Here is a 24,113-nt window from a genome sequence, read left to right as displayed (position 1 = left end):
AAAGCGATCGCGACGAAGTGGAGCGTGCCACGTCAACTCGTGACACGTTCGCCGCGGCCGTAGACCAGCAGCATGAAGATGATGACGAGGCCGTAGATCACCTGGCGGCCGGCCTCGGGCATGTCCATGATCGACAGCACGCTGTTGAGCAGCACGATCAGCACGACGCCAATCAGCGTCCCGAGATAGCGACCGCGGCCGCCGAGGATGTTGGTGCCGCCGATCACGACCGCCGCGATCGACGGCAGCAGATAGGCATCCCCCATGCCCTGATAGGCCTTGGTGGAATAGCCGGCGAGCAGAACGCCGGCGAGCGCGGCTGCGACACCACACAGGACGAAGCAGATCACGGTGATGCGGCGGGTGTCGACGCCGGCCAGATACGCGGCCGCCTCCTTGTTGCCGATGGCATAGACGTATCGGCCGAGCGCCGTGCGCTGCAAAATGATCGTGACCAGCACCGACACGGCGGCCCAGACGAACAGGGCGTTCGGGATACCGAGCGTGCGGTCGCCGGCGAGCATCCGCATCAGGTCGGTGGCGGCGGTCTGCGGGGCGTAGCCGCCGGTGTGCGCGACCATCAGGCCGCGCATCACCGCGTTGACGCCGAGCGTGAAGATCATCGAGGGCACGCGCAGATAGGCAACCCCGATGCCGTTGACGAGACCGACCAGAAGCCCGACCCCGAGCCCGACCGGAATTGCGAGCGGCCCGCCGATCGAAGTCGCCATCATGGCCGCCGCGGCAAGCGTCCACGGCACCGACAGGTCGATCTGGGCGATCAGGATCACCATCATCATCCCGGCGGCCACGATGCCGAGGAAGGCGCCGATCTGAAGCTGCTGCAACAGATAGGTCGGTGACAACAGCGGCGCGCTGCCGAAGCGCGCAAACGTATAGACCGTGCCCGCCACCAGGATGACGAGGATGAACAGGGCCGCGATCAGGATCGGGCGGTCATCGCGCGAGATGCTGAGGGAGGCCGAACTCATCGGAACAGCTCCAGCGTGTTCTTGACGCGCAGGACGCCGAGCGCGCCGATGCTGACCGCCGCCAGCAGGATCAGGCCCTCGAACAGCGGTTGCAGCAGCGGCGCGATGTCGAAGATGCGGAAGAAGAACGAGATGACGCGCAGGACCATGGCCCCGAAGATCGAGCCGATCGCGCTGCCGGTCCCGCCGAGCAGCGACGTCCCGCCGATGACGACGGAGGCAATGGAGTTGAGCGTGTAGGCGCCGGCCTGCGGGATGTCGGCATTGCCTGAGGATGTCTGGATGGCGAGGAACAGGCCGCCACACCCGGCGAAGAAGCCGGCGAGCGTGAAGGCCGCGATCTTGGCACGCTCGATCGGAAGGCCGGACATGTAGGCCGCGCCTTCGGCCGAGCCGACCGCATAGACGGCCCGGCCAAGCACGGAGCGGCGGAACGGCACCCAGACCAAGAGCGCGATCAGGACCAGCAGCACGAACGGCACCGGGATCCAGGCCACCGGCGCAAACCAGCTCGCTGCGCCATCATCGAAGATGTGGAGGGTCGCGGCGAAATCCCCGAGCGAATTGGTCAGCGCCCAGTTGAGATCCTCGTCGATCTTGCCGCCCGGCGTCGGCCGCAGGAACAGCGCAATGCCGATATAGATCGCTCCGGTCGCGAGCGTCGCGATGATCGGCTGGATGCGTCCATAGACGACGACGCAGCCATTGACGAAGCCGGCCAGTGCGCCGGTCGCAAGACACACGACAATGCCGAGCAGGATGCCGCCGACGCCGCCGGGAAAGGTGCCGAGGCCGACATGCAGGCCGAATATTTCCAGATGCAACGGGGTGCCGCCCGCCACCCCCGTGAGCAGATAGCTCGCGAAACACCCCACCATGGTCATGACGGCGCCTACGGAGAGATCCAGCCCCGACGCCAGCACCGGCACGGTCTGCGCCATCGCCAGCATGGCCAGTGCAAAGATCTCGTCGCCGTTCTGCACCAGGACCGCTGACGAGAAGCCCTTGGGGTGAGCGAGGTTGTAGAGCAGATAGAGGATGGAGAACAACAGGACGGCGGTGACGAGGCCGATGTTCTGGCGGATCCTGATCGCGATATCGTCAAGCATGGGCCGCCCCGACAGCGCCCGGCGTCGCGGCGTCGATGTTCAGCGCGCTCGCGATGATGTTGGTCTCGGTAAGCTCGTCACCCTGGAGCTCGCGCACGATGCGCCCGTCATACATGATCGCCACCCGGTCGCAGCAGCCAATGAGTTCGTCATAGTCGGTCGAGTAGAACAGGATGGCGGCGCCCTGGTCGGCGAGCTCGCGCATCAGCCGGTAAAGCTCCTGCTTGGTGCCGACGTCAATGCCGCGCGTGGGATCATTGAGCAAAATAATGCGCGGATTGGTCATCAGCCATTTGGCGAGAACGACCTTCTGCTGGTTGCCGCCGGAGAGCGTGGCGACCGCATCGCCAGGCGCGCCAATCTTGATCTGCAGCCGCGCGATGGCGCGCTTGATCGCATCGGCCTCGCGCGCGCGGTCGACCAGAGGTCCCCTCGATATCGCGTCGAGCGAGGCGATCACCAGATTGTCGGCGATCGACATCGGCAGCATCAGGCCTTCGGTCTTGCGATCCTCCGGCACGAGCGCGATGCCGACCGACTTCGCCGCCGCCGGAGATCCCGGACGCACCTCGCGGCCTTCAACGGTGACTTGCCCGGAGACGCCGCGCAGCACCCCGAACAGCGCCAGCAGCAGGGATTTCTGGCCCTGGCCGTCCAGCCCGCCGAGGCCGACGATCTCGCCGGCGCCGATGCGGAGCGAGATGCGATCGAGCCGCTTGTCCCAGCTCAGATGATCGATCGCCAGCACCGGCTTCGGCGATCCACGCGCGGGCTTGCGCGGATACTGGGCTGCGATGTCGCGCCCGATCATGAGCTGAACGATATCGGCGGTCGAGCGCCTGCCCTTGTCGAAGGTCTCGATATGGCGCCCGTTGCGGAACACGGAAGCGCGGTCAGCGAGCGCCTCGACCTCGTGCATCCGGTGCGAGATGTAGAGAATGGCAACGCCCTCGGCCTTGAGCCGCGCCAGCATGGCGTAGACCTTCTCGACGTCGGCACTGGTGAGGGCCGATGTGGCTTCGTCGAGGATCAAAAGCTGCGGCTTCTTGCCGAGCGCCTTGGCGATCTCCACCACCTGGCGGCGCGACAGCGGCAGATCGCGCATGCGCATCAGGGGATTGACGTCCTCGCATCCGATCTCGGCGAGGAGCTGCTCGGCACGCCGGCGCTGCGCCCGGGCGTCGATGAGGCCGAAGCGGCGCGGTGGTGACGCGATCGAGATATTGTCCGCGACCGAGAGGTCGGGCATCAGCGACAATTCCTGGAAGATGCAGACGACGCCGGCTGCATTGGCCGCCGACGGCGTCGCGAAGCTCACATCGGATCCGCCGAGCCGCATGGTGCCGGTATCGGGCTGGACGACGCCGGCGATGATCTTGATCAGCGTCGACTTGCCGGCGCCGTTCTCGCCCAGCACTGCGTGGATCTTGCCGCGCTCGCAGGCGAAGTCGACGCCTTCGAGCGCCCGCACCCCTGCGTAGCGTTTGGAGATTCCGGAGAGAGTGAGGAAGGCGGGTTGGCTCGGGGGGGCGTCCGGCATGGCGGAGCTCACGCAGCAACGGCCCGGCCAAGGCCGGGCCGCAACCGGGACATCTCCAGTGCGCTCACTGGGTGTTCTTTTCGCTCTGCGACATGATCTCTGGCGCCGTAAAGTTGACGCCGCAGGGCGTGAACTGGTTCGGCGCGAAGAAGTTTGCGTTGAGGTCCGGCCAGTAATTGGTTCCGGGCTTCAGATCCTTGTAGGTCGCAACCGGGATCGGGATCGAGATGAGCTGCGGCATGACGTTGCCTTGCAACGCGGAGATCGCCGCCTTGGTGGCGATGGCGACCAGCGCCGGAGACTGGCCGTAGGACATGCCCTTGAGCCCGTCCTTGGCGTGATCGGCGATCTGCTTGCGGTACTCGTTCTCGCCCTCGCCCGACATCGGGACGAAGGGATGCTTGGCCGACATCATCGCCTGCACGGTGCCGTCGGAGCCGCCTTGCGTGAACACGCCGTCGAAATGGCCGTGCACCGCGAGCGCGTCCGCCGTCACCTTCTGCGAGGTGCCGGTGTCCCAATTGCCGACCACTTCGGTGATCTTGAAGCTGTTGCCCGGAGCTTCCATGACTTCGCGGAAGCCGAGATGGCGGTCGCGGTCGACCGAATTGCCCGGCAGGCCGCGGACTTCGAGGATGTCGCCCGCCTTCTTGCCGCTCTCATCGATGAGCCACTTCGCCGACATGCGACCCATTTCCTTCTGGTCCTCGTTGACCATCATCACCTTGTCGGTGTCGAGGATGTTGTCGAAGGGGACCACGACCACGTTGTTCTTGTCGGCGAGGCGGATGATGCGGTCGAAGCCGTCGGGAGCCACCGCGATGGTGACGATGGCGTCAAAACCCTGATTGATGAAGTCCTCCATCGCGCCGAGTTGCGCTGCAACATCTGTGCCGGTCGAGACGACCTTGAACTCCTTGATGTTCTCCTTGATGCCCGGCTGCGCCGCAAAGGCCTTTGCGGTCTTCACCATCTGGATGCGCCAGGTGTTGCCGACGAAGCCGTTGACGAGCGCAATCTTGTAGGGACCCGGCTTCTTGTCCCACTGGAAGAACTTGGTTTGGGCAGACCAAGGCTTGAAGCATCCAGGATCGGCGCCCGGCCCGGACACGACTTTGGGTCCTGCCAACGCACTGACCGAGGACAGCAACAGGCCAGCGCAAGCCAGCCCCGCAAAACGAAGCGTCCACACCATGTCTCTCCTCCCTAAGCTTTTGTGTTCCACCCTTAACGCGGCGCAATGGCCAAGCCGGGAATTGAGCTTCCCGTGCAATTTACCCCGCCAGGATGGCACGCAACCTCCAATTCGCACAAGCCGAATGCCGGTCGTAAGCCTGGCCTGCGGCGAGCGCGTGGGAGCGAAACCATCACAATTGCGGGAGACGATATGGCGTCGGGTACAGCTGAAAGCGCACGCGTGACAAGTGGATGTTCGCGTCCGGCTTGATGCGGAGCACCGAACGATCGGTGCTGAGGGAGCGCAGAGCGGCCCTCTCCATGAGCGCCGCGCGAAAAGAATGATACTCAGGGAAAAATGCCGATCTGATCACAGCCGGCCACGAACTGCCTGGTGCGGTGCATGTTGACTTTCGCAAGCGCCCTCCAAATACTCGCAAAAAAGCATAAAGCCAGTCGCAAACGACGGTTCGGAGGGAGGGATAGGATGCCGACTTCACGCAGGCAGCTGCTGAAGGATACGGCGGCCGCCGCCGCTACACTCAGCCTCGATTGGACAAGGGCTCAGGCGCAAGCCGAGAATTTACGGATCGGCCTGATCTACGATCTCACCGGACCGTTCGCCGCGGGCGGCTCGGTCGCCTCGTCGGTCGGCGCGCAGATCGCCATCGATCTCGTCAACGAGAAGGGGGGCATCGGCGGCAAGGCCAAGATCGTGCCCGTCCCCGCCGACTCCCAGAGCAAGGCCGATGTCGCCATCAACGAAGCCGAGCGCCTGATCAGCCAGGAAAAGATCGACATCATCAACGGCGTCTACTCCAGCGCGCATGCGGTGCCGATGGCGGCGAAGGTCGAGCAGCAGAAGAAGATCCTCTGGATCACGACCGCGGTCTCGACCGCCGTGTTCAAGGACAAGAACCTGCAATATGTGTTTCGCGCGCAGATCCACTCCGACCAGTACGGCCAGGCGTTTGCCGGCTTCATCGCCGAGCATGCCAAGGCCAAGCTCGGCATGGAGGCGAAGGAGGTCAAGGTCGCGCTGATTCACGAGGACGGCCCCTATGGCGTCGGCGTGGCAGCCGCCGACGAGGCCTATGCCAAGGAGGCCGGCATCCAGGTGGTGCTGCGCGAGGGCTATTCGGCCTCCGCCCCCGATCTCTCGGTGCTCGTCACAAAACTCAAGCGCGCCAAGGTCGATGTGATCTCGCACGCCGGCTACAATCCCGACATCACGCTTTTCCTGCGCCAGGCGCGGGAAAGCGGATTGCGCTTCAAGATGCTGTTCGGCGCCGGCGCCGGCTACAGCCAGCTCGACAAGCTGCGCGCAACCTTCGGCGCCGACATCGACAATTTCTGCAACATCGATCCGGTGCCGGCGCAACTGCTCGATCCGTCGAAGCTTGCACCCGGCATGGGCGATCTGATCAAGACCATGGTCACGCGCTACCAGGCCAAGACCGGCGCCACCGACGTCCCGCCGCACTGCTCGATGGGCTTCAACCAGACCTGGGTGCTGCTCAACAACGTGCTGCCGGTGGCGAAAGAGAAATATGGCAGCTTCGAGCCGGAGGCCATCCGCAAGGCCGCGCTCGACGTCGACATCCCTCCCGGCGGCACCATCCAGGGCTACGGCGTAAAATTCTTCCCGCCGGGCACGCCGCTCTCCGGCCAGAACGAACGCTCGTCGCCGGTGGTGATGCAGAACGCCGGCGAGCACATCTCCGTGGTGTGGCCGACCAACATCCGCACGCAAGATCCGGTATTTCCACTGCCGAAGGGATCGACGTACGGGGCTTAGTGAAGTTGCGGTGCTTGTCGTCACCCTCCCCTTGAGGGGGAGGGTCGCTACGCATGCAGCGAAGCGGAATGCGTGGCGGGGTGGGGNGTTCTCTCCTCGCGGGCGCTGCCCGATTGGAGAGATCACCCCACCCCGCTCGCGCTTCGCGCGATCGCCCCTCCCCCTCCAGGGGAGGGTAAGAAGAGCCGCGCACCCCCGGATGGCGTTGCAGACCCAGGCCCTCGCAGCCAGTGGTTATGCTCCTCGCGCTGTAGTTGGATTTTTGCCGCAAGGCGGCCCGCACAGGTTGTGAAACGAAGTCTTATTGAAATAAAAATCTTCTATAGTGTGATCTAGATAATCAACCCTGCTTCGTCTTCGTGCGTACAAACCGATCAACCGATCGCTTTCAGTGTTGGCTTGTCTTAGTCGACACCGGCTCGCATGACCGAGCCATGCAGCGGCGATTAGCAAATTTTCAGATTGTAGAATTTCAACGATGGGGGTCAAAAATGCCCGCCATATTCGAACTGCTCTACAAGGAATTTTGCCGCGCCCGCCTTGCTGAAATGCGCAAGCAGCTTCTGCTCACAGGCAAGCATCCCAAACATTTTCTGCCGGACGATGATCCCGCCGATCCGGATGGGATGGACCCGCAACACGAAGCCGAATTGAAGCGCGCGAGGGAATAATCACGCCACGAGAACAGTATCTTAGAAGGGCAGGACATTTTCAGGAGGCAACATTGAATACGCCCGAATTCTATGCTGCGTCGATTGCCTGCCTCTCTTGCCTGACCATTGTCGTGATGATGGCTGCCGGAGCCTGGTAGGCGGCGAGATTGATAGCAGCGAACCTGTGTCGGCGTTCTACAACACCACCCGCCGTCCCTCCTCCACCGCCCAATAGCCGGCGTAGTTCACCTTGATCGTCTCGCAGGCCAGCGCGAGATCCGACAGCGGCTGGCGTCCCGTGGCGGCGCATTCCACGGTGGCCTTGGTGCCGTCGGAGAAGGTCGCCGTCAGCGTGCCCCAATCCTCGACATCGACCGGATTGGCCTTGATGTAGGTCCGCTCCTCCGGCTTGAGACCGGCCGTGACGTTGCCGACATCGCCGGTGACGCTAGCAACCTTGATGGTCTCGCCACGCGCCTTCGCCTCGACCTGCTTGAGTCCGACCTTGATCCTGGCCATAGCGCCCCTCCCCTTGCTTTGGGCGGCACTATAGCGCGATGGCAGCGCTATTCCACCGAGACCCGCACCACGCCGGCGCTCATCATGCCGAGCGCACGGGCGGCGGGCACCGACAGATCGACGATGCGGCCGCGGATGAAGGGACCGCGGTCATTGACGCGGCACTGGATCGTGCGTCCGCTGTAGGACACCCTGAGCACGCTGCCGAACGGGCGCGTCCGGTGCGCGCAGGTCAGCTCGCCGTTCCTCGCGGCTTTCCCATATCCATAATATGAAGCAAGTCCGCTTTCGGCGTGAGCGACGGAAAATGCAGAAAGCGAAAAAGTGGTCAGACACAACAATAGCGTCGGCTGCGCTCGCACGGCACCGCTCCCGGTTGGCCCTGCCCCGCGCTGCAACGTCGGCCGGTTCCTCTTGGTTCCCAAAGCACTGCCGGGCAATGCCCGGCAGTGCCATCACACATTGTTACTGTTTGTGAAAGACCAGCGTCCGCACCTCGATGCTCTCGCGCGGCGCTGCATCCAGCGGCGTGGTCGGATCGACGAAGGCGGTGTGCGGCCCGAAACGCGTGCGGCCGTCGGTTGCTGAGTCATAGCATTTGAGCAGCAGCGCCTCGTCCGCTGTCATCTCCGGGAAATAGAACCAGCGGTGGTTCGGATTGTACTTCACCGAATAGGTCTCGCCGCGGCGGTTGGGATAGATCAGGTCGGACGCGACGAGATCGTCGGGTGCAACGGTCGTTCCGTCGGCCATCGCAAGCGGCGAGTCCCGCAAGGGACCGCGGATCGGCCGCCAGAGGTTGATGACCTGCACGCGACCCTTGAGCAACTCCTCGGCTTCGTCAGGCAAATGCTCGCGCACGCGGTTGGCGCCGGAGACGGCGGTCTGGTCGACATGCACGCGCGTGGCAGGCTGGCGCGGACCACCGTCGCGAATATCCGGGGCACCCTCGACGCGCCTGCGCACGGTATGATCGAAGATGACGACGCGATCGGCCTTCAGCGTTGCGCGCAGGAAGGCCTCGACGGCGGGATAATACACCGCTCGTATTTCCTCGTCGTTGTAAAAGTCCTTCACCTGATTGGGATGGCGCACCAGCGCAAAGCCTTCACGGTCGAGCGAGAAGTTTTCGGCAATGAGGCGCGCGTCGAAGATCGGGACCTGATGCGGCTCCGGCAGTGAGGTGCTTTTCGGCTCACCCGGCGGCGGATCGAAGGCGTAGGTGCGTGGCTTGCCGGACACCGGCGCGAGGTAATTGAGTTCAGCGGTAACGAAGGGAAGCGATTCGATTTTCGTTTCTTGCAGGCCCATGGCCGGTCTCCCGATGTGGTCGTCTGAATGATTTTTGACGGGATGCGGCGTGGTGCAAGGGAGGGGTGCAAATAGCAATGGGGGTGTTGTTGTCGGCTCTAAGCACAGAAGGAATGTTTCGAGAAAAGCGATCGGGTTGGAAGTCTCGTTCCTACCTCACAGGCGCTTGATGACTTTGTGAGGTCTCGTGCCCCGGACGCATCACGCAATGGTGCGCTGCTGAGCCGAGGCCCATGTTGCTGAGAGCCACTGCCGTGACGAAGGCGGCGGGATGCACAGGCTTCGCCTCACAGCCGGCCCGCTGCATCTCGCCGCGATCGTGCTCGCGCATCTCGCCTGCATGAGCCTGATCGTGTGGCTGTCGCTCTAGAGAGACCGGTGTCGGCCCGCGAGTTCACCAATAGTGCCTGTAGTAGGGACGGTAATACGCCCGAGGCCCGTAGTAACCATAGCTGTACGGGCTCGGCCGATAGTAAGGACGGTAGCCGTAACCGTAGCCAGGTCCATAACCATAGTACGCCGGCGCATAGCCGTAGCCCGGCCCCGGATATTCATAGCCGCCGTCGTAATACGGGCCGCCGCCATAATAACCGTAGCCGTAAGGTGAGGTACTGGCGATGGCGCCGCCGATGATCGCGCCGGCCGCAAGGCCGCCGAGACCCCATCCCCAGCCACGACCCCGCCAGTACACCTGGGTGACATCGTCGCCCGCAGCCGCCTTCATGGTCGCGACATTGGTCGGCATCGGCGCCGCCGAGGCCTGCTCGATTTGGCCGGCCACCACCGCGGCCGTCAGCGAACAGGCAATTGCCGTTTTCCAGACACTCATCGTCTCACTCCCTGTCTGACGTTTTCGTTCGGAAAAGGATCGCAAGCCATGATCGGGCATCCCCAGTGTTGAGTCTCGAATTCGCGTGCACCGCACAAGATGCCCGACCATGCCTCAATTGTGATAACGCGACGCGGATACGCCGCGCCGATATGACAACGGGACGACGGCGCCGAAGGTCCTCCGCGCCGCGGCAAAGCGTTAAGCTTCCCATGCATTCGCAACCAACAAGCACCTTCCCGATTTACTATTGGTACCGTTACTATCGGTTCCAACGATGCGCGGCCGGAAGGCACTTCGCGAGAGCCTGAGCTTGCGCCAGACACGTGGGAGGATGACATGAGTGCCGCCGGAAATGAGCCGCTTGCCCGTCAGGCCCTTGCGTTCGTCCTGGCAGGCGGGCGCGGCAGCCGGCTGCTGGAATTGACCGACCGGCGCGCCAAGCCCGCGGTCTATTTCGGCGGCAAATCCCGCATCATCGATTTCGCGCTGTCGAACGCGGTGAACTCCGGCATCCGCCGCATCGCGGTCGCCACCCAGTACAAGGCGCACAGCCTGATCCGGCATTTGCAGATGGGCTGGAACTTCTTCCGGCCCGAGCGCAACGAGAGCTTTGACATCCTGCCTGCGAGCCAGCGTGTCTCGGAAAGCATGTGGTATGTCGGCACGGCGGATGCGATCTACCAGAACATCGACATCATCGAGTCCCACGCCTGCCGCTTCATCGTCGTGCTCGCCGGCGACCATATCTATAAAATGGACTACGAGGTGATGCTGCGGCAGCACGTCGACAGCGGTGCCGACGTCACGGTCGGCTGCCTCGAAATGCCGAGGACGGAGTCCTCTGGCTTCGGCATCATGCATATCGACGAGGACGGCTGGATCCAGTCGTTCCTGGAGAAGCCCGCCGATCCGCCGCCGATGCCGGGCAAGCCGGACGTCTCGCTCGCCAGCATGGGCATCTACGTATTCGACGCCAAATTCCTGTTCGACCAGCTCAAGCGCGACGCCGAGGACCCGCACTCCAACCACGATTTCGGCAAGGACATCATCCCCTACATCGTCAAGAACGGCCGCGCCATCGCGCACCAGTTCTCGACCTCCTGCGTCCGCTCCGGCAGCGACGAGCGCGCCTATTGGCGCGATGTCGGTACCGTCGACGCCTATTGGGCCGCCAATATCGACTTGACCGACGTGGTGCCGGAGCTCGATCTGTTCGATCGCTCCTGGCCGATCTGGTCCTATGCGGAGATCACGCCGCCCGCGAAATTCGTCCATGACGAGGAAAGCCGGCGCGGCCAGGCGGTAAGTTCGCTGGTTTCCGGTGGCTGCATCATCTCCGGCGCATCGCTGCGCCGCTCGCTGCTGTTCACCGGCGTGCGCATCAACTCCTATGCCAATGTCGAGAACGCCGTCATCATGCCCTACGTTCAGGTCGGACGCGGCGCGCGGCTGAAGAACGTCGTGATCGACCGCGGCATCGAGATCCCCGAAGGACTTGTCGTCGGCGAGGATCCCGAGCTCGACGCAAAGCGCTTCCGCACCACCGAGCAGGGCATCTCGCTGATCACCCAGACGATGATCGACAGGCTCAATACATGACGCCTGTTCGCGTCCTCGCGGTCGCTTCTGAAGTCTACCCCATCGTCAAGACCGGCGGCCTCGCGGATGTCGCCGGTGCGCTGCCGATTGCGCTGAAGGCGCACGGCGTCGAGATGCGCACCTTGATGCCGGGCTACCCGGACGTGATGCGGCTGCTCTCGGGAGCCGATGAAATCCGGCGCTGGCCGGACTATTTCGGCGGGCCTGGACGCCTGCTCGCCGGCTCACATGACGGGCTCGACCTGTTCGTGCTCGACGTGCCGCATCTCTATGCACGGCCGGGTAATCCCTACGTCACCGCCGAGGGTGTCGACTGGCCGGATAACGGATTGCGTTTCGCGGCGCTGTCGCGCGTCGCCGCCGATATCGGCCACGGTCTCGTCGCGGCCTTCGTTCCAGATGTCGTGCATGCCCATGACTGGCAGGCCGGGCTCGCGCCGGCCTATCTGCACTATGACGGCACGACGCGGCCCGGCACGGTGATGACCATTCACAACATGGCCTATCAGGGCAAGTTCGACCGCGCGTTGACGGGCGCGATCGGCCTGCCCCCGGACGCGTCGTTCGACGTCCACGGCCTCGAATATTTCGGCGGCATCAGCTTTTTGAAGGCCGGCCTGCAACTTGCCGATCGCATCACCACGGTGTCACCGACCTATGCGCGGGAGATCCAGAGCGACGAAGGCGGCATGGGGTTAGGCGGCCTGCTGCGCGAACGCGCGAATGTGCTGAGCGGCATCCTCAACGGCATCGACATCGAAGTGTGGAATCCGCAAACCGATCCACACATCGCCTATCGCTTTGGCGCGCAGGACCTCACGTTCCGGTCCGCGAACAAGGCGGTGCTTCAACAGCAGTTCAATCTCGATTCCTCCGACGAGGCGCCGCTGCTCGGCGTCATCAGCCGGCTGTCCTGGCAGAAGGGGCTCGACCTCCTGCTCGAGGCGATCCCGACGATCCTGGACCAGGGCATGCAGCTTGCGCTGCTCGGCAGCGGCGACCGCGATCTCCAGGATCGCTATCAGGCCGCGGCGCGCGCCAATCCCGGCCGGATCGGAGTCATGATCGGCTATGACGAGATCCTGGCGCATCTGATCCAGGCCGGCTCAGACGCGCTCCTCGTGCCGTCGCGGTTCGAGCCGTGCGGGCTGACCCAGCTTTGCGCGCTGCGCTACGGCGCCGTCCCCATCGTCTCCCGCGTCGGCGGCCTCGAGGACACCATCGTCGATAGCGGCGAGGCCGGACAAAATGCCACCGGATTCAAGTTCGGCCCCGTGACGGCGGACGCCTTCGCCAGCACCCTGCGCAAGGCGAATGCCGCCTTCCACGACAAGCCGACCTGGCGACGACTGCAATTGAGCGGGCTTGCGACCGACGTCTCCTGGCGCAACCGCGCCGGCGAGTACGCCGCGCTTTACCGCAGCCTGATGGCGTCCCGCCGCGGCTGAGGCCTGACTGCAGCCGAATAAAATACGGTTGAGCTTGCGCGATCCGTAGGGCGGATTAGCGAAGCGCAATCCGCCAGCTTTGTTGCGGCGCGATGGCGGATTACGCTTCGCTAATCCGCCCTACGAATTCATCCAAACACATACGACGCCATCGCGACGCTTGCGACTTCGTCGACGAAGACGCGCTTGCCGACGTCGCTGCCCGCCGCACCGGCCGCCACCATCAGCGGCAGCAGATGATCCTCACGCGGATGGGCAAGGCGCGCGCTCGGCGCATTCTCCCAGTCAACCAGCATCGCGTTGCGGCGCGCCGCATCCGCGCCGATCGCCTCGTTCAGATAAGCTTCGAAATCATACGAGACCGGCTTCGACTCCGCGCGGCCAAAACCGCGCATGTTGTGATAGGTGAGCCCGCTGCCGACGATCAGAATGCCCTCGTCGCGCAACGAGGCGATCGCCTGCCCGACCTTGATGTGCTCGGCCGCGTCGTAGCTCGACTTCAGAGACAGCAGCACGATTGGCATGTCGGCGTTCGGATACATCAGGCCGAGCGGCACGAAGGTGCCGTGATCAAAACCCTGATTGGCATCCTCCTGGCAATCGAGACCTGCATGCTTGAGCAGCGCTCTCACCTCCGCAGCAAGCTCGGGCTGGCCCGGCGCCGGATATGTGATGTGATAGGTATGCTCGGGGAAACCGTAATAGTCGTACACCATCGGCGGATGCGCCGAGGTCGACACGGTGAAGGCGTCAGCCTCCCAATGGCCGGTGATGACGAGCACCGCCTTCGGCCCCGCCGGCAGAAGCTGCGGCAGCCGGCCGAATTCCGCAGCAGTCTTGGCATATTGCACCCGCCGATCCTCCATGAAGGGCCAGGGGCCACCGCCGTGGGACAGGAACAGGGTCGGAAGTCGCGTCATTTGTGCCGGCTCGTTTCGTTGACAACATGCGCGTGTGAACTGCCCGCGCGATCCGCGGCGAGCATAGGCAAACCGGTATGGTTAGCAAGTCGTTAACGATTTGCCGCCCACAATCCAGCCGTGGCCGAAGGAATCGGCCAGAAGACAAGCGAGACGTGAGATGAAGAAGTTTGCGCTGGGGGACGTCGTCAACAGTGACAAGGGCCGCCGCGGCGTGGTCCGTGCCGCCTACAGGACGAAGGATGGCCAGCAGTTCTACGCCGTCGAGAAGGACGGCGCGATGGACCATCTTGAGGAAGACCGGCTGAGCCCGGCACCGCGCGTCGAGCTCGCGGCCTAAGCCCAACTCATTTTTTGCTGCCGCCGGCGAGCCGGTTCAGACGCTCCGACCAGGGGTCGTCGCGGCTCGTGATGCGATCGTTCGCGATCAGCAGCAAATGGTCGCGGTCCGAGGCTGCATCCCACTGCGGCAGCTCGGTACCGTTGGGATCACCGCTCTTCGCAAAGTTGATCCAGTATGCCCGCATGCGGTTTGCGACCTCGCGGTCCCGTCGCGAGAAGATGCCCGCACCGGGCACGCCCTCCACGCCGAAGATGAACTGCAACTCGCGCCCGTGGCCTTCGTCCGGAATGCCGCGCCGGGCTTCCGGCACATAGCCAAAGCGATAGCGGAAGGTCGGCGCGCCGGTCGCGGCATGAAGCCGAGCGAGCATTCGCACCGGCTCGGAGAAGACCTTGTCGGTATAGAAGCTTGCCGCAACGTCTGACGGCTTGGCAACATCAGGATAGAGCTTGCGCAGCTCATCGATGCTCTCGCCCGAAGCGGACAGCATCTCCTTGACCTCCAGCTCGCTGTCGAAGCGGGTCTCATCGTCATTCGAGCCGATGATCAGGGGAATGCGGCTCTCATGTCCCGTCGCAAATCCGGAGGCGATGTCTTCCGTCACCAGGTTACCATCCACCGCCGGCGCAAAGCCGCGTGGCGATTTGTCCAGCAGACGCTTTTCAGCAGCGAGCAGACGCGCCGGTTCGACGGCGCGCAGATCCGTCTCTTGCCCGAGCGCAGCGACAAACTGTCGGCCGACGGCCTCGGCCTCCTGCGACGACGGCAGGCGCGAGCGACCGGGCACTGATTGCAGAATGGCTTTCTGGAAGAGATCGCGTGATTGCGCGCACAGCATCAGAAGCGCGATCGACGTCGCGCCGGCGCCGTTGCCGAACAGCGTGACGTTGTTCGCATCGCCCCCGAAGGCCGCGATGTTGTCGTGCACCCAGCGCAGCGCCGTGATCTGATCCATCAGGCCAAAATTACCGGAGCCGCTTTCCGACAGCGCGGAATGCGTGAGCCAGCCGAGCGCGCCGAGACGATAGTTCACGGTCACGACGATGAGGCCGGCCTGCGCCAGCCTCGAGCCGTCGAACAACGGATTGCTAGCGGTGCCCGTAACGAAGCCGCCGCCATGGATGAACACCATCACCGGCAGCGGCCCGTCGACGCCAAAGGGACGAAACACGTTGAGGGTGAGGCAATCCTCACGCGCGGCCGGCATCGATGGCTGGAGACAGGGCACACCATAGTCGTAGGCCATGCTCATCTCCGAACTCTCGGGCAAGGCCTGCGGCGGACGCCAGCGCAGCGCGCCGACCGGGGGCGCCGCATAGACGAGCCCCTTGAAGGACGCCACCTCGCCTTCGACAGCGCCGAGCATCTGGCCTTCGCGCGTCAACGCAAATGGAAACTGGCCGACCGCCTGCGCGACGGCGGCACCGGCGCAGCAAAGAAATGATGAGGCCGCAACGAGTGTAAACAGCCACCGCATCTTGGGGGTCTCGAGGTGCGGAAAAGTTCCTTTGCAGGTTACGTCTGCGGCTCACGGCGAGGCAAGCTCTGCGGTGCCAAGCTAATTGCCCTTGGCAATAATCTCCGCCAGTGCACGCCGCGCGATGATGCCGAGCTCGCCGAGCGTGGAATGGCCGGATTGCGCGGCCTCGATCAGGCGCTCGGCGATGAACCTGCGGCTGTCATGATCGCCGCCGTGCGGCAATTGGCGGCACGTCTCTTCCAGGACGACGTCCATGTTCGCTTTGGTTCGCTCACTCAGCTCTGTCATGACGCCCTGGATACGCGCGGCTTGTAACCGCAAGCATACACAGGCGGATCGTCCATGATTAGCCCGGGTAATCACGGCCATTGTGCATCGCGGTGCGTGCATTGAAGCAACGTTCGCGTCACCACGATGAGCTGCAAACGACTACCGAAGATTGCACTTGCTGTGATGACAAGCCGAGCCTGCAGGGCTAGCCTGCCGGCAAAACAAAATACACGGGAGGAATGCATGCCGGAAGCAATGGTCGCGCGTGAGTCCAAAGCGGCGAATGGAACAGCTCAACGAGTCGATGTTGCCGTGGTCGGCGCCGGATTTGCCGGCCTCTATCTTCTCCATCGCCTGCGCAAGGCCGGCCTCTCGGCCGTTGGTCTCGAAGAGGCCGGCGACGTCGGTGGCACCTGGTACTGGAACCGCTATCCCGGTGCGCGCTGCGATATCCAGACCATCGACTACAGCTACACGTTTGACCCGGAACTCGATAAGGCCTGGACCTGGTCGGAGAAATACGCCGCACAGCCCGAGATCCTGCGCTATCTCGGCTTCGTCGCCGATCGCTACGATCTGCGCCGCGATATCCGCTTCAAGACCAAGGTGACCGAGGCCAAGTGGGACGAGACAGCCGAACGCTGGCAGCTCAGCACCGACAATGGCGCGCCGGTCTCCTGCCGCCACTACATCATGGCTACGGGCTGCCTCTCCGCGCCAAAGCCGCCGGAGATCGACGGCGTCAAGGACTTCAAGGGCGAGGTCTATTTCACCGGACGCTGGCCGCATGACGGCGTCAATCTCGGCGGAAAACGCGTTGCCGTGATCGGCACCGGCTCGTCGGCCATCCAGTCGATCCCGCTGATCGCCGAGCAGGCCGCGCATCTGACCGTGTTCCAGCGCACGCCGAATTTCGCATTGCCTGCGCATAACGGCCCCTCGCCGGCCGATCGCAGGGACCTGTTCCAGAGCGACCGCGCGGCCTATCGCGAGCAGGCGCGCCGGTCGATGAGCGGCGTGCCCTATCCGCAGCAGACGGTGGTGAGCTGGCAATTGAGCGATACCGAGCGTCGCGAGCGGTTCGAACGCGCCTGGGCCGCGGGCGATCTCGTCCACATCCTGACTCAGCTCTGGGCCGATCAGGGCGTTGATCTCGACGGCAACAACATCGTCTCAGACCTGATCCGGGAAAAAATCCGCGCCGCAGTGAAGGATCCCGAAACGGCTGCGGCACTCACACCGCACGACCATCCCTTCGGCGCGAAACGCCCCTGCCTCGATACGAATTACTATGCGACCTACAACCGGCCGAACGTCACGCTGGTCAATCTGCGCCAGGAGCCGATCAAGGCGATCACCGCGAGCGGTATCACCACCGGCAAACGTCACGTCGATGTCGAAATCATCGTGTTCGCGACCGGGTTCGATGCCATGACCGGCGCGATCCGCGCCGTGCATCCGATCGCCGGGCGCAACGGCAAGTCGCTCACCGATGTCTGGGCGCAGGGGCCGCAGAGCTATCTTGGTCTCACGGTCGAAGGTTTTCCGAACTTCTTCATGATCACCGGGCCCGGCAGTCCGTCGGTGCTGTCGAACATGGCGGTGTCGATCGAACAGCATGTCGACTGGGTCGTCGATCGCCTGGCCGCACTGCGCGATGCCGGCTTCACGACGATCGAGCCGACCGAGACGGCGCAGGCCGGCTGGGGCCGGCACATGGCTGACTGCTCGATGGTGACGCTGCACCGGCTCGCCAACACCTGGTACACAGGCGCGAACGTGCCCGGCAAGGTGCATGGCCTGATGCCCTACACCGGCGGCGTCGGTCCTTATCGCAGCATCTGCGACGAGGTCACGAACCGCGGCATGCTCGGCTTCAAGCTCACCGGCCCCAACGTCGCCGCGCAATGCAATGACGGCGAGGTGGTGCGGCTGCAGCCGGACGTGCGGCTGGTGCTGAACCTGCTGGCGTCGCTGAACCTGCCGCCGATCGAATCGATGGGCGCAATCGGGGCGCGCGACTTCGTCAACGAGTTCAACAAGGGCCGGCCCGCGGGACGGCCGATCGGCGATATCGTCGACGGCACCCTGCCCGGCGCCGATGGCCCGCTGCCTTATCGTGTCTACAAGCCGGCCACGCCGGGGCCGCATCAGGTCGTGGTCTATTTCCACGGCGGCGGCTGGGTGCTCGGCGACGAGCAGTCGGACGAACCGTTCTGCCGCGACATGGTGCGCCGGACCGGCCTGATTTTCGTCAGCGTCGGCTATCGCCACGCACCGGAGCACCGCTTCCCGACCGCGGCCGAGGACGGCTATGCAGCGACGCGCTGGATCGCCGAGCATCTGGCCGAGCTCGGTGGCAAGCCCGGACCGGTGCTGGTCGCAGGCTGGAGCGCCGGTGGCAACATTGCCGCCGTCACCTGCCAGCTCGCGCGCGACCGCGGCGGGCCGGAGATCGCGGGCCAGTTGCTGGTATGCCCGGTGACCGACTGCACATTCGACCGGCCCTCCTACAACGACAATGCGACAGGCTACTTCCTGACGCGGTCGCTGATGTACTGGTTCTGGGACCTCTACTGCTCACCGGCCGACCGCACCGATCCGCGCGTCTCGCCGTTGCGCGGCAAGGTCGCGGGCCTGCCGCCGGCCTACGTGGTGACCTGCGAGTTCGATCCGTTGCGTGACGAAGGCATCGCCTATGCCGAGGCAATGGCGGCCGCCGGCGTCCGGGTCGAGCAACTTGGGGCGCGCGGCCATTTCCACTCGTCCTTTGTGATGGTCGACGTGGTGATCACTGGCGTCCAGGGACGGGTGCAGATGGCGCAAGCCCTGCGACGCTTTGCAGGGCTTCCGCCGGAGGTCAGCCGCGGCGACGACATCAACCACGGCCAAGCGAGCCCAGGACACCAAATCGCAGCAGCCGCGAGTTAAGACGCCGTCGGCCGGGAACCTTTTCCCGGCCGACGCGTTATTGCCACGTGGCACTGAGATATAGCGATGGGTAATGGACCCTGGCACGCGAGGTTGCGTGCTGGGGTTCTCTTTGCGTGAGGCGGGGACGATGGGTGGCGTATCAGTCGAATCAAAGGTCGATTTCGGCGCGCTCGCCGTGCTGCATAAATGGCCCTCGCTCGGAAACCAGCGCCGGCCGGACCGCGCATCCTATCAGGTGAGCGAAGGGACGCTGGACGAGTGCATCTCCGCCTTCATGGCGAAGCCCGCGCCGACCCGGCATCTCTATGAGATCCACACGGCGCCGCAGCCGCCGCTGGTGACGGACATCCTCTCGCCAGAGCACGTTCTCGAGCTGTCGCGGCTGAGAGAATTTCTCTGAGCGCATCTGAGCATAGGCGAATACCGCCGCCACGCACGTACGACAAACGTCTTACCTGCGCCTTTTGATTTGCGCAGGAACCTTCTTCCGGTTTTTCCCGTTAACGGGGATCGGAAAGCCAAGGCGTGAGACGCTCACATGCTTGAAGCTGGCGTACCATCCCCGGTCGTGCCCTATGGCGCAGACCAGACAATGTTCGTGGTGATTGATCGCCGCGACGAGGCAACTGAAATCCGTGTCGAACGAAGCGACCTCGACACCGCGATCAACGAGCTCGTCGCCGGCTGCTTCAACGACCCCATCAAGGTGATCTCGTTCAACACGCTCGAGCACTGGATGAAGGACATCTCGACTGATGTTGCCGGTGAAATCCAGGCACGCTGCGATATCGATGGCGTGACGCTACCCGATTATCTCAGCGATTTCGTCGAGAGCCATAGCTGAGCGCATTGTCATCGCGACACGCTTGAAATCCCAGGCAACAAAAATGCGCTCTGAATCCAACGGCGTCAGGCGCGCCGGCGGCCGGCGATGACTTCGATCTCGCGGCGGCGGTCGCCGGCGAAGGTCAGGAGCTTTTCGATCGTCAGCGTATCTGTGATCCGTTTGGCAAGTCGCTCGGCGCGCGCCGCCTGATCTTCAAGATACTGGATCGTGGTCAAGCGCCGTCTCCCCCAAAGCCCCGAATTGCCGGGCACCCATGGTGCGGGAGAGCAGCTAACAGCCGGTTAAGCGGGGCGCGCCGACGTCGATGAACAACGTCTTATTGCACGACGTCGAGCCGCACATTGGCCACGCCCTTGTCGACCATGCCGAGCGCCTCGGCCGCGGAGGGCGAGATGTCCACCACACGTCCGCGAACGAAGGGCCCGCGATCGTTAACCCTCACGGTGACGAAGCGGCCGGAGGAAACATCGGTCACACGCAGCCTGGTGCCGAACGGCAGGCTCGGATGGGCCGCGGTCAATTCGTTCTTGTCAAACTTCTCGCCGCTCGCGGTCTCCGTATCCGAATAGAAGCTGGCTACGCCATGCGAGGCGGTCGGCTTGGCGCTCGCTGTGTCGCTGGACCGATGCGGCCTGTAGATCGGACGCGGATGCAGCGCCGCCACCCTGTGCGGACGCACGATCGTGGCTTGCCTTGTGGCGGGCGCGAGATCGGCCCTCTGCCGGCCAACCGGTGATTGTGCGCAGGCGGCGAGCGATGCGGCGCCGACGATGGTGAGCAGCAACCGAGACGAGGTTGCCAGCGAGATCCGGGCAGTTTCGGCACTTGCAAAGCGGGACATGATGCGCCCTCCGAACAACCCCAAGTTTCGGTGGGCAATGAGGGCAGAACCTTGGCTGAACAAAAGCGGCCCTGGGGCCGCCGTGGTTTCGCGCCGGCTGTGATGAATTCGCCACAGTTACCTGTCCTGAATCGACACAAACCTGCGGAAAATCAGCCTGATACGACGCGCCGGCTGATCGGCCGCGCCTCCGGCCGCGGCTCGCCGGCTTCGACGTTGCCCCTGATGAGCCGCATCAGTTCGCGCCGATAGAGCAGCCTCCAGCCGGTTTTCAGGCTGGTGAGAAAGTCGAGCTCCCGTTGCGTCAGCGTGCACATCATGAACCCGGTCAGCTTTGCGAAGGCCGCGCCAAAATCCCGGCGGCTCACAGCCGGCTACCTAACGTTGTGTTACACATCGTAGCACTCGCAGCAATCATGCGCAAGCCGCGATTGACCCAATCGCGGCGCTGTCCTGGCGCGCTGCGCTGCTAGAAATTCGGCCCGAGCGCGATCTTGGTGATCGTCCCGTTCCTGACACCGATGCGCCATTCCGCCGAGCCGTTGGCGAACTGGGCGACATAGATGTCGCTGTCGAGCGCCGTGACGCCACGGAAAGAAACCGCGCGCAACGCACCGAGCCGCGCCAGGATGGCCTGGTCGAACGGAAGCTGCTGACGCGTGATGTTGGCGACCTCGGTCGTCATATGGTCATAGTCGGGCTGCCCCTTGCCGATGCCCTCGAGATACTGCCGCAGCATCGCCTCGCCATTGGCGATCGGAACGGCGCGACGCGCGGCGCGCCCCGGCCGGGCACCGAGATTCGAGGCCTCGACATTGTGGAAGCGGGTCTGCCGGCCCGGCACCAGGATTTCCATGCACTTGCCGGACTTGTCGGCGATGACCCAGGGATTGTTCACGGTGGTCAGCGCGACCCAGGTCATGTCGGACCTGACAACGCTCTGCGCCTTGCGCTCGCCGTCCGCACCGAGATTGAAGACTTTGATATCGTCGTCGGTCTCGTTATAGAGCATGATTCTGATCGGCGAGGTGCCGGCGCGACCGCGCACGCTTGCTTCCTCCGAGCAGGGGACGATGCCACCGAGCTCGTCATTGCCGTCGGGCCGGAAGATCACGTCGCCTGCCCTGCCATCAGGCTCCAGCAGCAGGCGAAATTCCGCCGTGCCGTTCTCGAACTTGGCGCCATAGATGTCGTAGCCGCCGGGCCCGACGCCGCGGAAAAAGATCGACTCGACCGCGCCGAGCGCCGTGAACGTCGCGCGCAATTCGTCGACCCGTCGGTGGATGTTGGCGGCGAGCGGCGCGCTCATGCGATCATAGTTTGGCGTGCCGCGGCGCAGATCCTCGATCCCGGTAAGAATGGTCTCCTTGCTGCCCGCAGCCGGGACCTGCTCCCTGAACCGATCCGGCACCTCCGCGAGGCGGCGCGCGAAGTCGGCCTCGATCGCCTGGGCCTGCGCCGCATCGATCCGCTGCGCGAGGCGGGCGCCGGAGGTGGCCTTCTGGACCAGCACGCGCGAGACGCCGGCCACATCATCGCGCAGGAAGATCAGGAGATGATCGCCGTGGACGGAGAAGGCATCGGCCCCCTCGGCAAGAACAGGCGTTCGGCCCTGCCCGGTCTCCTGCACTTGCAGACGATCGCCATCGCGCCGCACGGTGAGCACGCGGTTCGGCCCGACCTTGTACCAGCCGACATAGTGATCGAGCGACACCGGATCAGTCGCCGGTGCCGGCATCTCGGCAACGCGAACGGCGCGCACGTCGCGGCCATTCATATGCAGCATCAATTCGGAGGAGCGGCGCTCCGCATCGATCGGGAACGTGACCTCACCGAACGACGCCGCATAGGCCGCCGTACCGTCGTTCGCGACGGTCAGGCGCAGCCTGCGTTGCCCGGTGAGCTGCCCGTAGATTTCGTCGCCCTCGCGGAAGATGGCAAACACCGAGGCGGGGCCCATGGCGTAGAAATTGACGAACGGACGGTAATGCTGCGCCGGCACATCGCCGAGATCGGTGCCGCCGGGCGCGGGGTCGGGCGTGCGATAGGCGATCATGCCGGCCGACGCGATCACGGCAGGCACGATCGCGGCCGCGATCCACAGCCGCTTGCGCCAACCGACCGCGACGGGCATGGCGGCGGCTGCGATGATGCGCTCGACCCGCGCGCGCACGGTCGAAGCCCGCGCCATCGCAAGCTCCATCGGCTGCGGCTTCACGGAGGCCGCGACGTCGAGCAGGATTTCGGCGTAGGACAGCCGGTCGTCGATCATCTCGATCGCCCGGGCATCGCTGATGATCTCGGCAAGCTCGGCAAGCCGCGCCAGCTGCCACCAGGAGAACGGGCTGAACCAGAATATCGCGCGGTTGAGCGAGGCGAGCAAGAGGACGTAGAAATCGTGGTTGGCGACATGCGCGCCCTCATGGGCGAGCACCGCGAGGCGCTTCTTCGCATCCCAGCCGAAAAACTGCGGCGGCACCAGAATGGTCGAGCCGAAGGTGACGGGGCCGCCGACGTCGCGACTGACGCGCACATCGGCATCGATCATCTCACGGCTCTTCACCGGCTTCGCCGCGCGCGCCAGACGCCAGGTCAGGCAGAGGCCGATGGCGAGCCGCAGCAGCAACAGGCCGGCGACACACGCATAGACGGTGGTGGCGACCATCCACCAGTCGATCGAGACACCTCGCTTCACCATCGGCGCGATGGCCGCATTGGGGGCGACCGGCAGGGACGGCTGCGGGTGCTCCAGCATCACGAAATCGGCCGGCCAAGACTCGTCCGGCATCGGCACGGACAAGGGCAGCCGGTCGATGGTGAGCGTCGGCCAATGCATCACGAACGGCATCGCCAGCGATGCCAAGAGCACGACCACCCACGCCGTCATGTGGACGTGCGGATTACGCACACGAAACAGGATGAGACCGATCCAGACGACGCCTCCCAGCGCGAAGGAGCGTAACGCCGCCTCAGCCAGAGCTGCGATCATTCTTTTTTCGCTCCCCTCGCCTTCTTCGCCTTGGCCACCTGATCCGCCAGCGCACGCAATTGCTGCTGGTCGAGCATCGCATTATCCACCATGCCGACGAGGACCTCCTCCATCGAGCCATTGCAGAACCAGTCGACGATGCGCTGCACCGCCTTGGCCGCGACGCGGGCGCGCTCTTCGACGGCCTGATAGACGTAGGTGCGTCCGTCCACGGTGTGGCGAGCATAGCCCTTTTCTTCCAGCCGGCGCAGCACCGTCCGCACCGTCGATTCCTTCAGGCGCCGCGACAGCCGCTCGCGCACGATTTCGGCCGTGACCGGCCCATGGGCCCATACCAATTGCATGACCTCGTGCTCGAGGTCGCCCAGGTCGGGCAAACGATCGTCCATGGTGGCTTACCTAACGGCTTGAGATTCTTGTAACGCTACGGACCGTCGCACATTAGGCGACGGCAAACAACGACGATTCCGGCCTGACCGGCAGAGCTGGCACGCACGCGGAAAGACGTGACT

At 64.2% G+C, this 24,113-nt stretch carries 23 protein-coding genes and 1 pseudogene; 8 read left to right on the top strand and 16 right to left on the bottom strand.

The window, feature by feature from the left end; genetic code table 11:
• Positions 1 to 32: 32 nt before the first annotated feature.
• The 4 genes from YUA_RS0104650 to YUA_RS0104635 all read right to left on the bottom strand — a co-directional run bounded on the left by YUA_RS0104650 (position 33) and on the right by YUA_RS0104635 (position 4,836).
• On the bottom strand, positions 33 to 992 hold the full coding sequence (locus tag YUA_RS0104650; RefSeq protein ID WP_027529625.1) for an ABC transporter permease: 960 nt from the start codon (positions 990 to 992) through the stop codon (positions 33 to 35).
• A complete protein-coding gene (locus tag YUA_RS0104645; protein WP_027529624.1) occupies positions 989 to 2,101 on the bottom strand; it encodes an ABC transporter permease in 1,113 nt (370 codons plus the stop codon). Before YUA_RS0104645 ends, YUA_RS0104650 begins: the two co-directional genes overlap by 4 nt.
• Complete coding sequence (locus YUA_RS0104640) at positions 2,094 to 3,641, bottom strand: sugar ABC transporter ATP-binding protein (protein ID WP_027529623.1); 1,548 nt, start codon at positions 3,639 to 3,641, stop codon at positions 2,094 to 2,096. Before YUA_RS0104640 ends, YUA_RS0104645 begins: the two co-directional genes overlap by 8 nt.
• Before the next feature lie 64 nt (positions 3,642 to 3,705).
• Positions 3,706 to 4,836, bottom strand: coding sequence for a sugar ABC transporter substrate-binding protein (locus tag YUA_RS0104635; RefSeq protein WP_027529622.1), 1,131 nt, complete (start codon positions 4,834 to 4,836; stop codon positions 3,706 to 3,708).
• Positions 4,837 to 5,304: 468 nt separating this feature from the next.
• On the opposite strand from YUA_RS0104635, the gene YUA_RS0104625 reads away from it, so the two are divergent.
• Positions 5,305 to 6,615 (top strand): ABC transporter substrate-binding protein, encoded by a 1,311-nt coding sequence (locus tag YUA_RS0104625; protein WP_027529621.1) that lies wholly within the window; start codon positions 5,305 to 5,307, stop codon positions 6,613 to 6,615.
• A 434-nt stretch (positions 6,616 to 7,049) separates the two neighbouring features.
• Positions 7,050 to 7,286, top strand: a complete 237-nt coding sequence (locus YUA_RS43455; RefSeq protein ID WP_156947050.1) for a hypothetical protein — start codon at positions 7,050 to 7,052, stop codon at positions 7,284 to 7,286.
• 177 nt (positions 7,287 to 7,463) lie between these two features.
• Here YUA_RS43455 and YUA_RS0104615 read toward each other — a convergent pair.
• The 4 genes and pseudogenes from YUA_RS0104615 to YUA_RS0104595 all read right to left on the bottom strand — a co-directional run.
• Positions 7,464 to 7,766: pseudogene (locus tag YUA_RS0104615) on the bottom strand (gfo/Idh/MocA family oxidoreductase); the annotation flags it as partial.
• Between the two features lie 68 nt (positions 7,767 to 7,834).
• A complete protein-coding gene (locus YUA_RS0104610) occupies positions 7,835 to 8,149 on the bottom strand; it encodes a septal ring lytic transglycosylase RlpA family protein (RefSeq protein ID WP_027529619.1) in 315 nt (104 codons plus the stop codon).
• Between the two features lie 103 nt (positions 8,150 to 8,252).
• Positions 8,253 to 9,098, bottom strand: coding sequence for a CmcJ/NvfI family oxidoreductase (locus tag YUA_RS0104605; protein WP_027529618.1), 846 nt, complete (start codon positions 9,096 to 9,098; stop codon positions 8,253 to 8,255).
• Positions 9,099 to 9,492: 394 nt separating this feature from the next.
• Entirely contained in the window at positions 9,493 to 9,927 is a 435-nt protein-coding gene (locus tag YUA_RS0104595) for a hypothetical protein (protein WP_027529617.1), read from the bottom strand.
• A 339-nt stretch (positions 9,928 to 10,266) separates the two neighbouring features.
• Between YUA_RS0104595 and glgC the strand changes: the two genes are divergently transcribed.
• Both glgC and glgA read left to right on the top strand, forming a co-directional pair.
• Entirely contained in the window at positions 10,267 to 11,529 is a 1,263-nt protein-coding gene (gene glgC / locus YUA_RS0104590; protein WP_027529616.1) for a glucose-1-phosphate adenylyltransferase, read from the top strand.
• Positions 11,526 to 12,977, top strand: coding sequence for a glycogen synthase GlgA (glgA, locus tag YUA_RS0104585; RefSeq protein ID WP_027529615.1), 1,452 nt, complete (start codon positions 11,526 to 11,528; stop codon positions 12,975 to 12,977). Before glgC ends, glgA begins: the two co-directional genes overlap by 4 nt.
• Before the next feature lie 128 nt (positions 12,978 to 13,105).
• Here glgA and YUA_RS0104580 read toward each other — a convergent pair whose 3' ends face one another.
• On the bottom strand, positions 13,106 to 13,897 hold the full coding sequence (locus tag YUA_RS0104580; protein ID WP_027529614.1) for a class III extradiol ring-cleavage dioxygenase: 792 nt from the start codon (positions 13,895 to 13,897) through the stop codon (positions 13,106 to 13,108).
• Positions 13,898 to 14,057: 160 nt separating this feature from the next.
• On the opposite strand from YUA_RS0104580, the gene YUA_RS0104575 reads away from it, so the two are divergent.
• Positions 14,058 to 14,237, top strand: a complete 180-nt coding sequence (locus tag YUA_RS0104575) for a hypothetical protein (RefSeq protein ID WP_027529613.1) — start codon at positions 14,058 to 14,060, stop codon at positions 14,235 to 14,237.
• Between the two features lie 7 nt (positions 14,238 to 14,244).
• Here YUA_RS0104575 and YUA_RS0104570 read toward each other — a convergent pair whose 3' ends face one another.
• Entirely contained in the window at positions 14,245 to 15,717 is a 1,473-nt protein-coding gene (locus YUA_RS0104570; RefSeq protein WP_027529612.1) for a carboxylesterase/lipase family protein, read from the bottom strand.
• Between the two features lie 81 nt (positions 15,718 to 15,798).
• Positions 15,799 to 16,089, bottom strand: coding sequence for a hypothetical protein (locus tag YUA_RS0104565; RefSeq protein ID WP_245285101.1), 291 nt, complete (start codon positions 16,087 to 16,089; stop codon positions 15,799 to 15,801).
• A 144-nt stretch (positions 16,090 to 16,233) separates the two neighbouring features.
• Between YUA_RS0104565 and YUA_RS0104560 the strand changes: the two genes are divergently transcribed.
• The 3 genes from YUA_RS0104560 to YUA_RS0104550 all read left to right on the top strand — a co-directional run bounded on the left by YUA_RS0104560 (position 16,234) and on the right by YUA_RS0104550 (position 19,768).
• A complete protein-coding gene (locus tag YUA_RS0104560) occupies positions 16,234 to 18,921 on the top strand; it encodes an alpha/beta hydrolase fold domain-containing protein (protein WP_027529610.1) in 2,688 nt (895 codons plus the stop codon).
• A 130-nt stretch (positions 18,922 to 19,051) separates the two neighbouring features.
• Positions 19,052 to 19,324, top strand: a complete 273-nt coding sequence (locus YUA_RS0104555; RefSeq protein WP_027529609.1) for a hypothetical protein — start codon at positions 19,052 to 19,054, stop codon at positions 19,322 to 19,324.
• Positions 19,325 to 19,462: 138 nt separating this feature from the next.
• Entirely contained in the window at positions 19,463 to 19,768 is a 306-nt protein-coding gene (locus tag YUA_RS0104550; protein WP_027529608.1) for a hypothetical protein, read from the top strand.
• Between the two features lie 65 nt (positions 19,769 to 19,833).
• Here the strand turns inward: YUA_RS0104550 and YUA_RS50875 are convergent, their stop codons facing one another.
• From YUA_RS50875 to YUA_RS0104525, 5 genes are all read right to left on the bottom strand, one after another.
• Positions 19,834 to 19,986: a hypothetical protein gene (locus tag YUA_RS50875; RefSeq protein ID WP_198029370.1), complete on the bottom strand. Its 153-nt coding sequence runs from the start codon at positions 19,984 to 19,986 to the stop codon at positions 19,834 to 19,836.
• A gap of 101 nt (positions 19,987 to 20,087) precedes the next feature.
• Entirely contained in the window at positions 20,088 to 20,612 is a 525-nt protein-coding gene (locus tag YUA_RS0104540; protein ID WP_027529607.1) for a septal ring lytic transglycosylase RlpA family protein, read from the bottom strand.
• A 152-nt stretch (positions 20,613 to 20,764) separates the two neighbouring features.
• Positions 20,765 to 20,980: a hypothetical protein gene (locus tag YUA_RS43450; protein WP_035970448.1), complete on the bottom strand. Its 216-nt coding sequence runs from the start codon at positions 20,978 to 20,980 to the stop codon at positions 20,765 to 20,767.
• Between the two features lie 101 nt (positions 20,981 to 21,081).
• Positions 21,082 to 23,601, bottom strand: a complete 2,520-nt coding sequence (locus tag YUA_RS0104530; RefSeq protein ID WP_027529606.1) for a M56 family metallopeptidase — start codon at positions 23,599 to 23,601, stop codon at positions 21,082 to 21,084.
• On the bottom strand, positions 23,598 to 23,990 hold the full coding sequence (locus YUA_RS0104525; RefSeq protein WP_027529605.1) for a BlaI/MecI/CopY family transcriptional regulator: 393 nt from the start codon (positions 23,988 to 23,990) through the stop codon (positions 23,598 to 23,600). The genes YUA_RS0104530 and YUA_RS0104525 overlap by 4 nt, the downstream gene beginning before the upstream one ends.
• Between the last annotated feature and the right edge of the window lie 123 nt (positions 23,991 to 24,113).

Source organism: Bradyrhizobium sp. WSM3983 (genome assembly GCF_000473045.1).
Taxonomy (GTDB): Bacteria; Pseudomonadota; Alphaproteobacteria; order Rhizobiales; family Xanthobacteraceae; genus Bradyrhizobium.
Note: the sequence above shows the minus strand (reverse complement) of the source record. Positions and strands in the feature narration are given on the sequence as shown.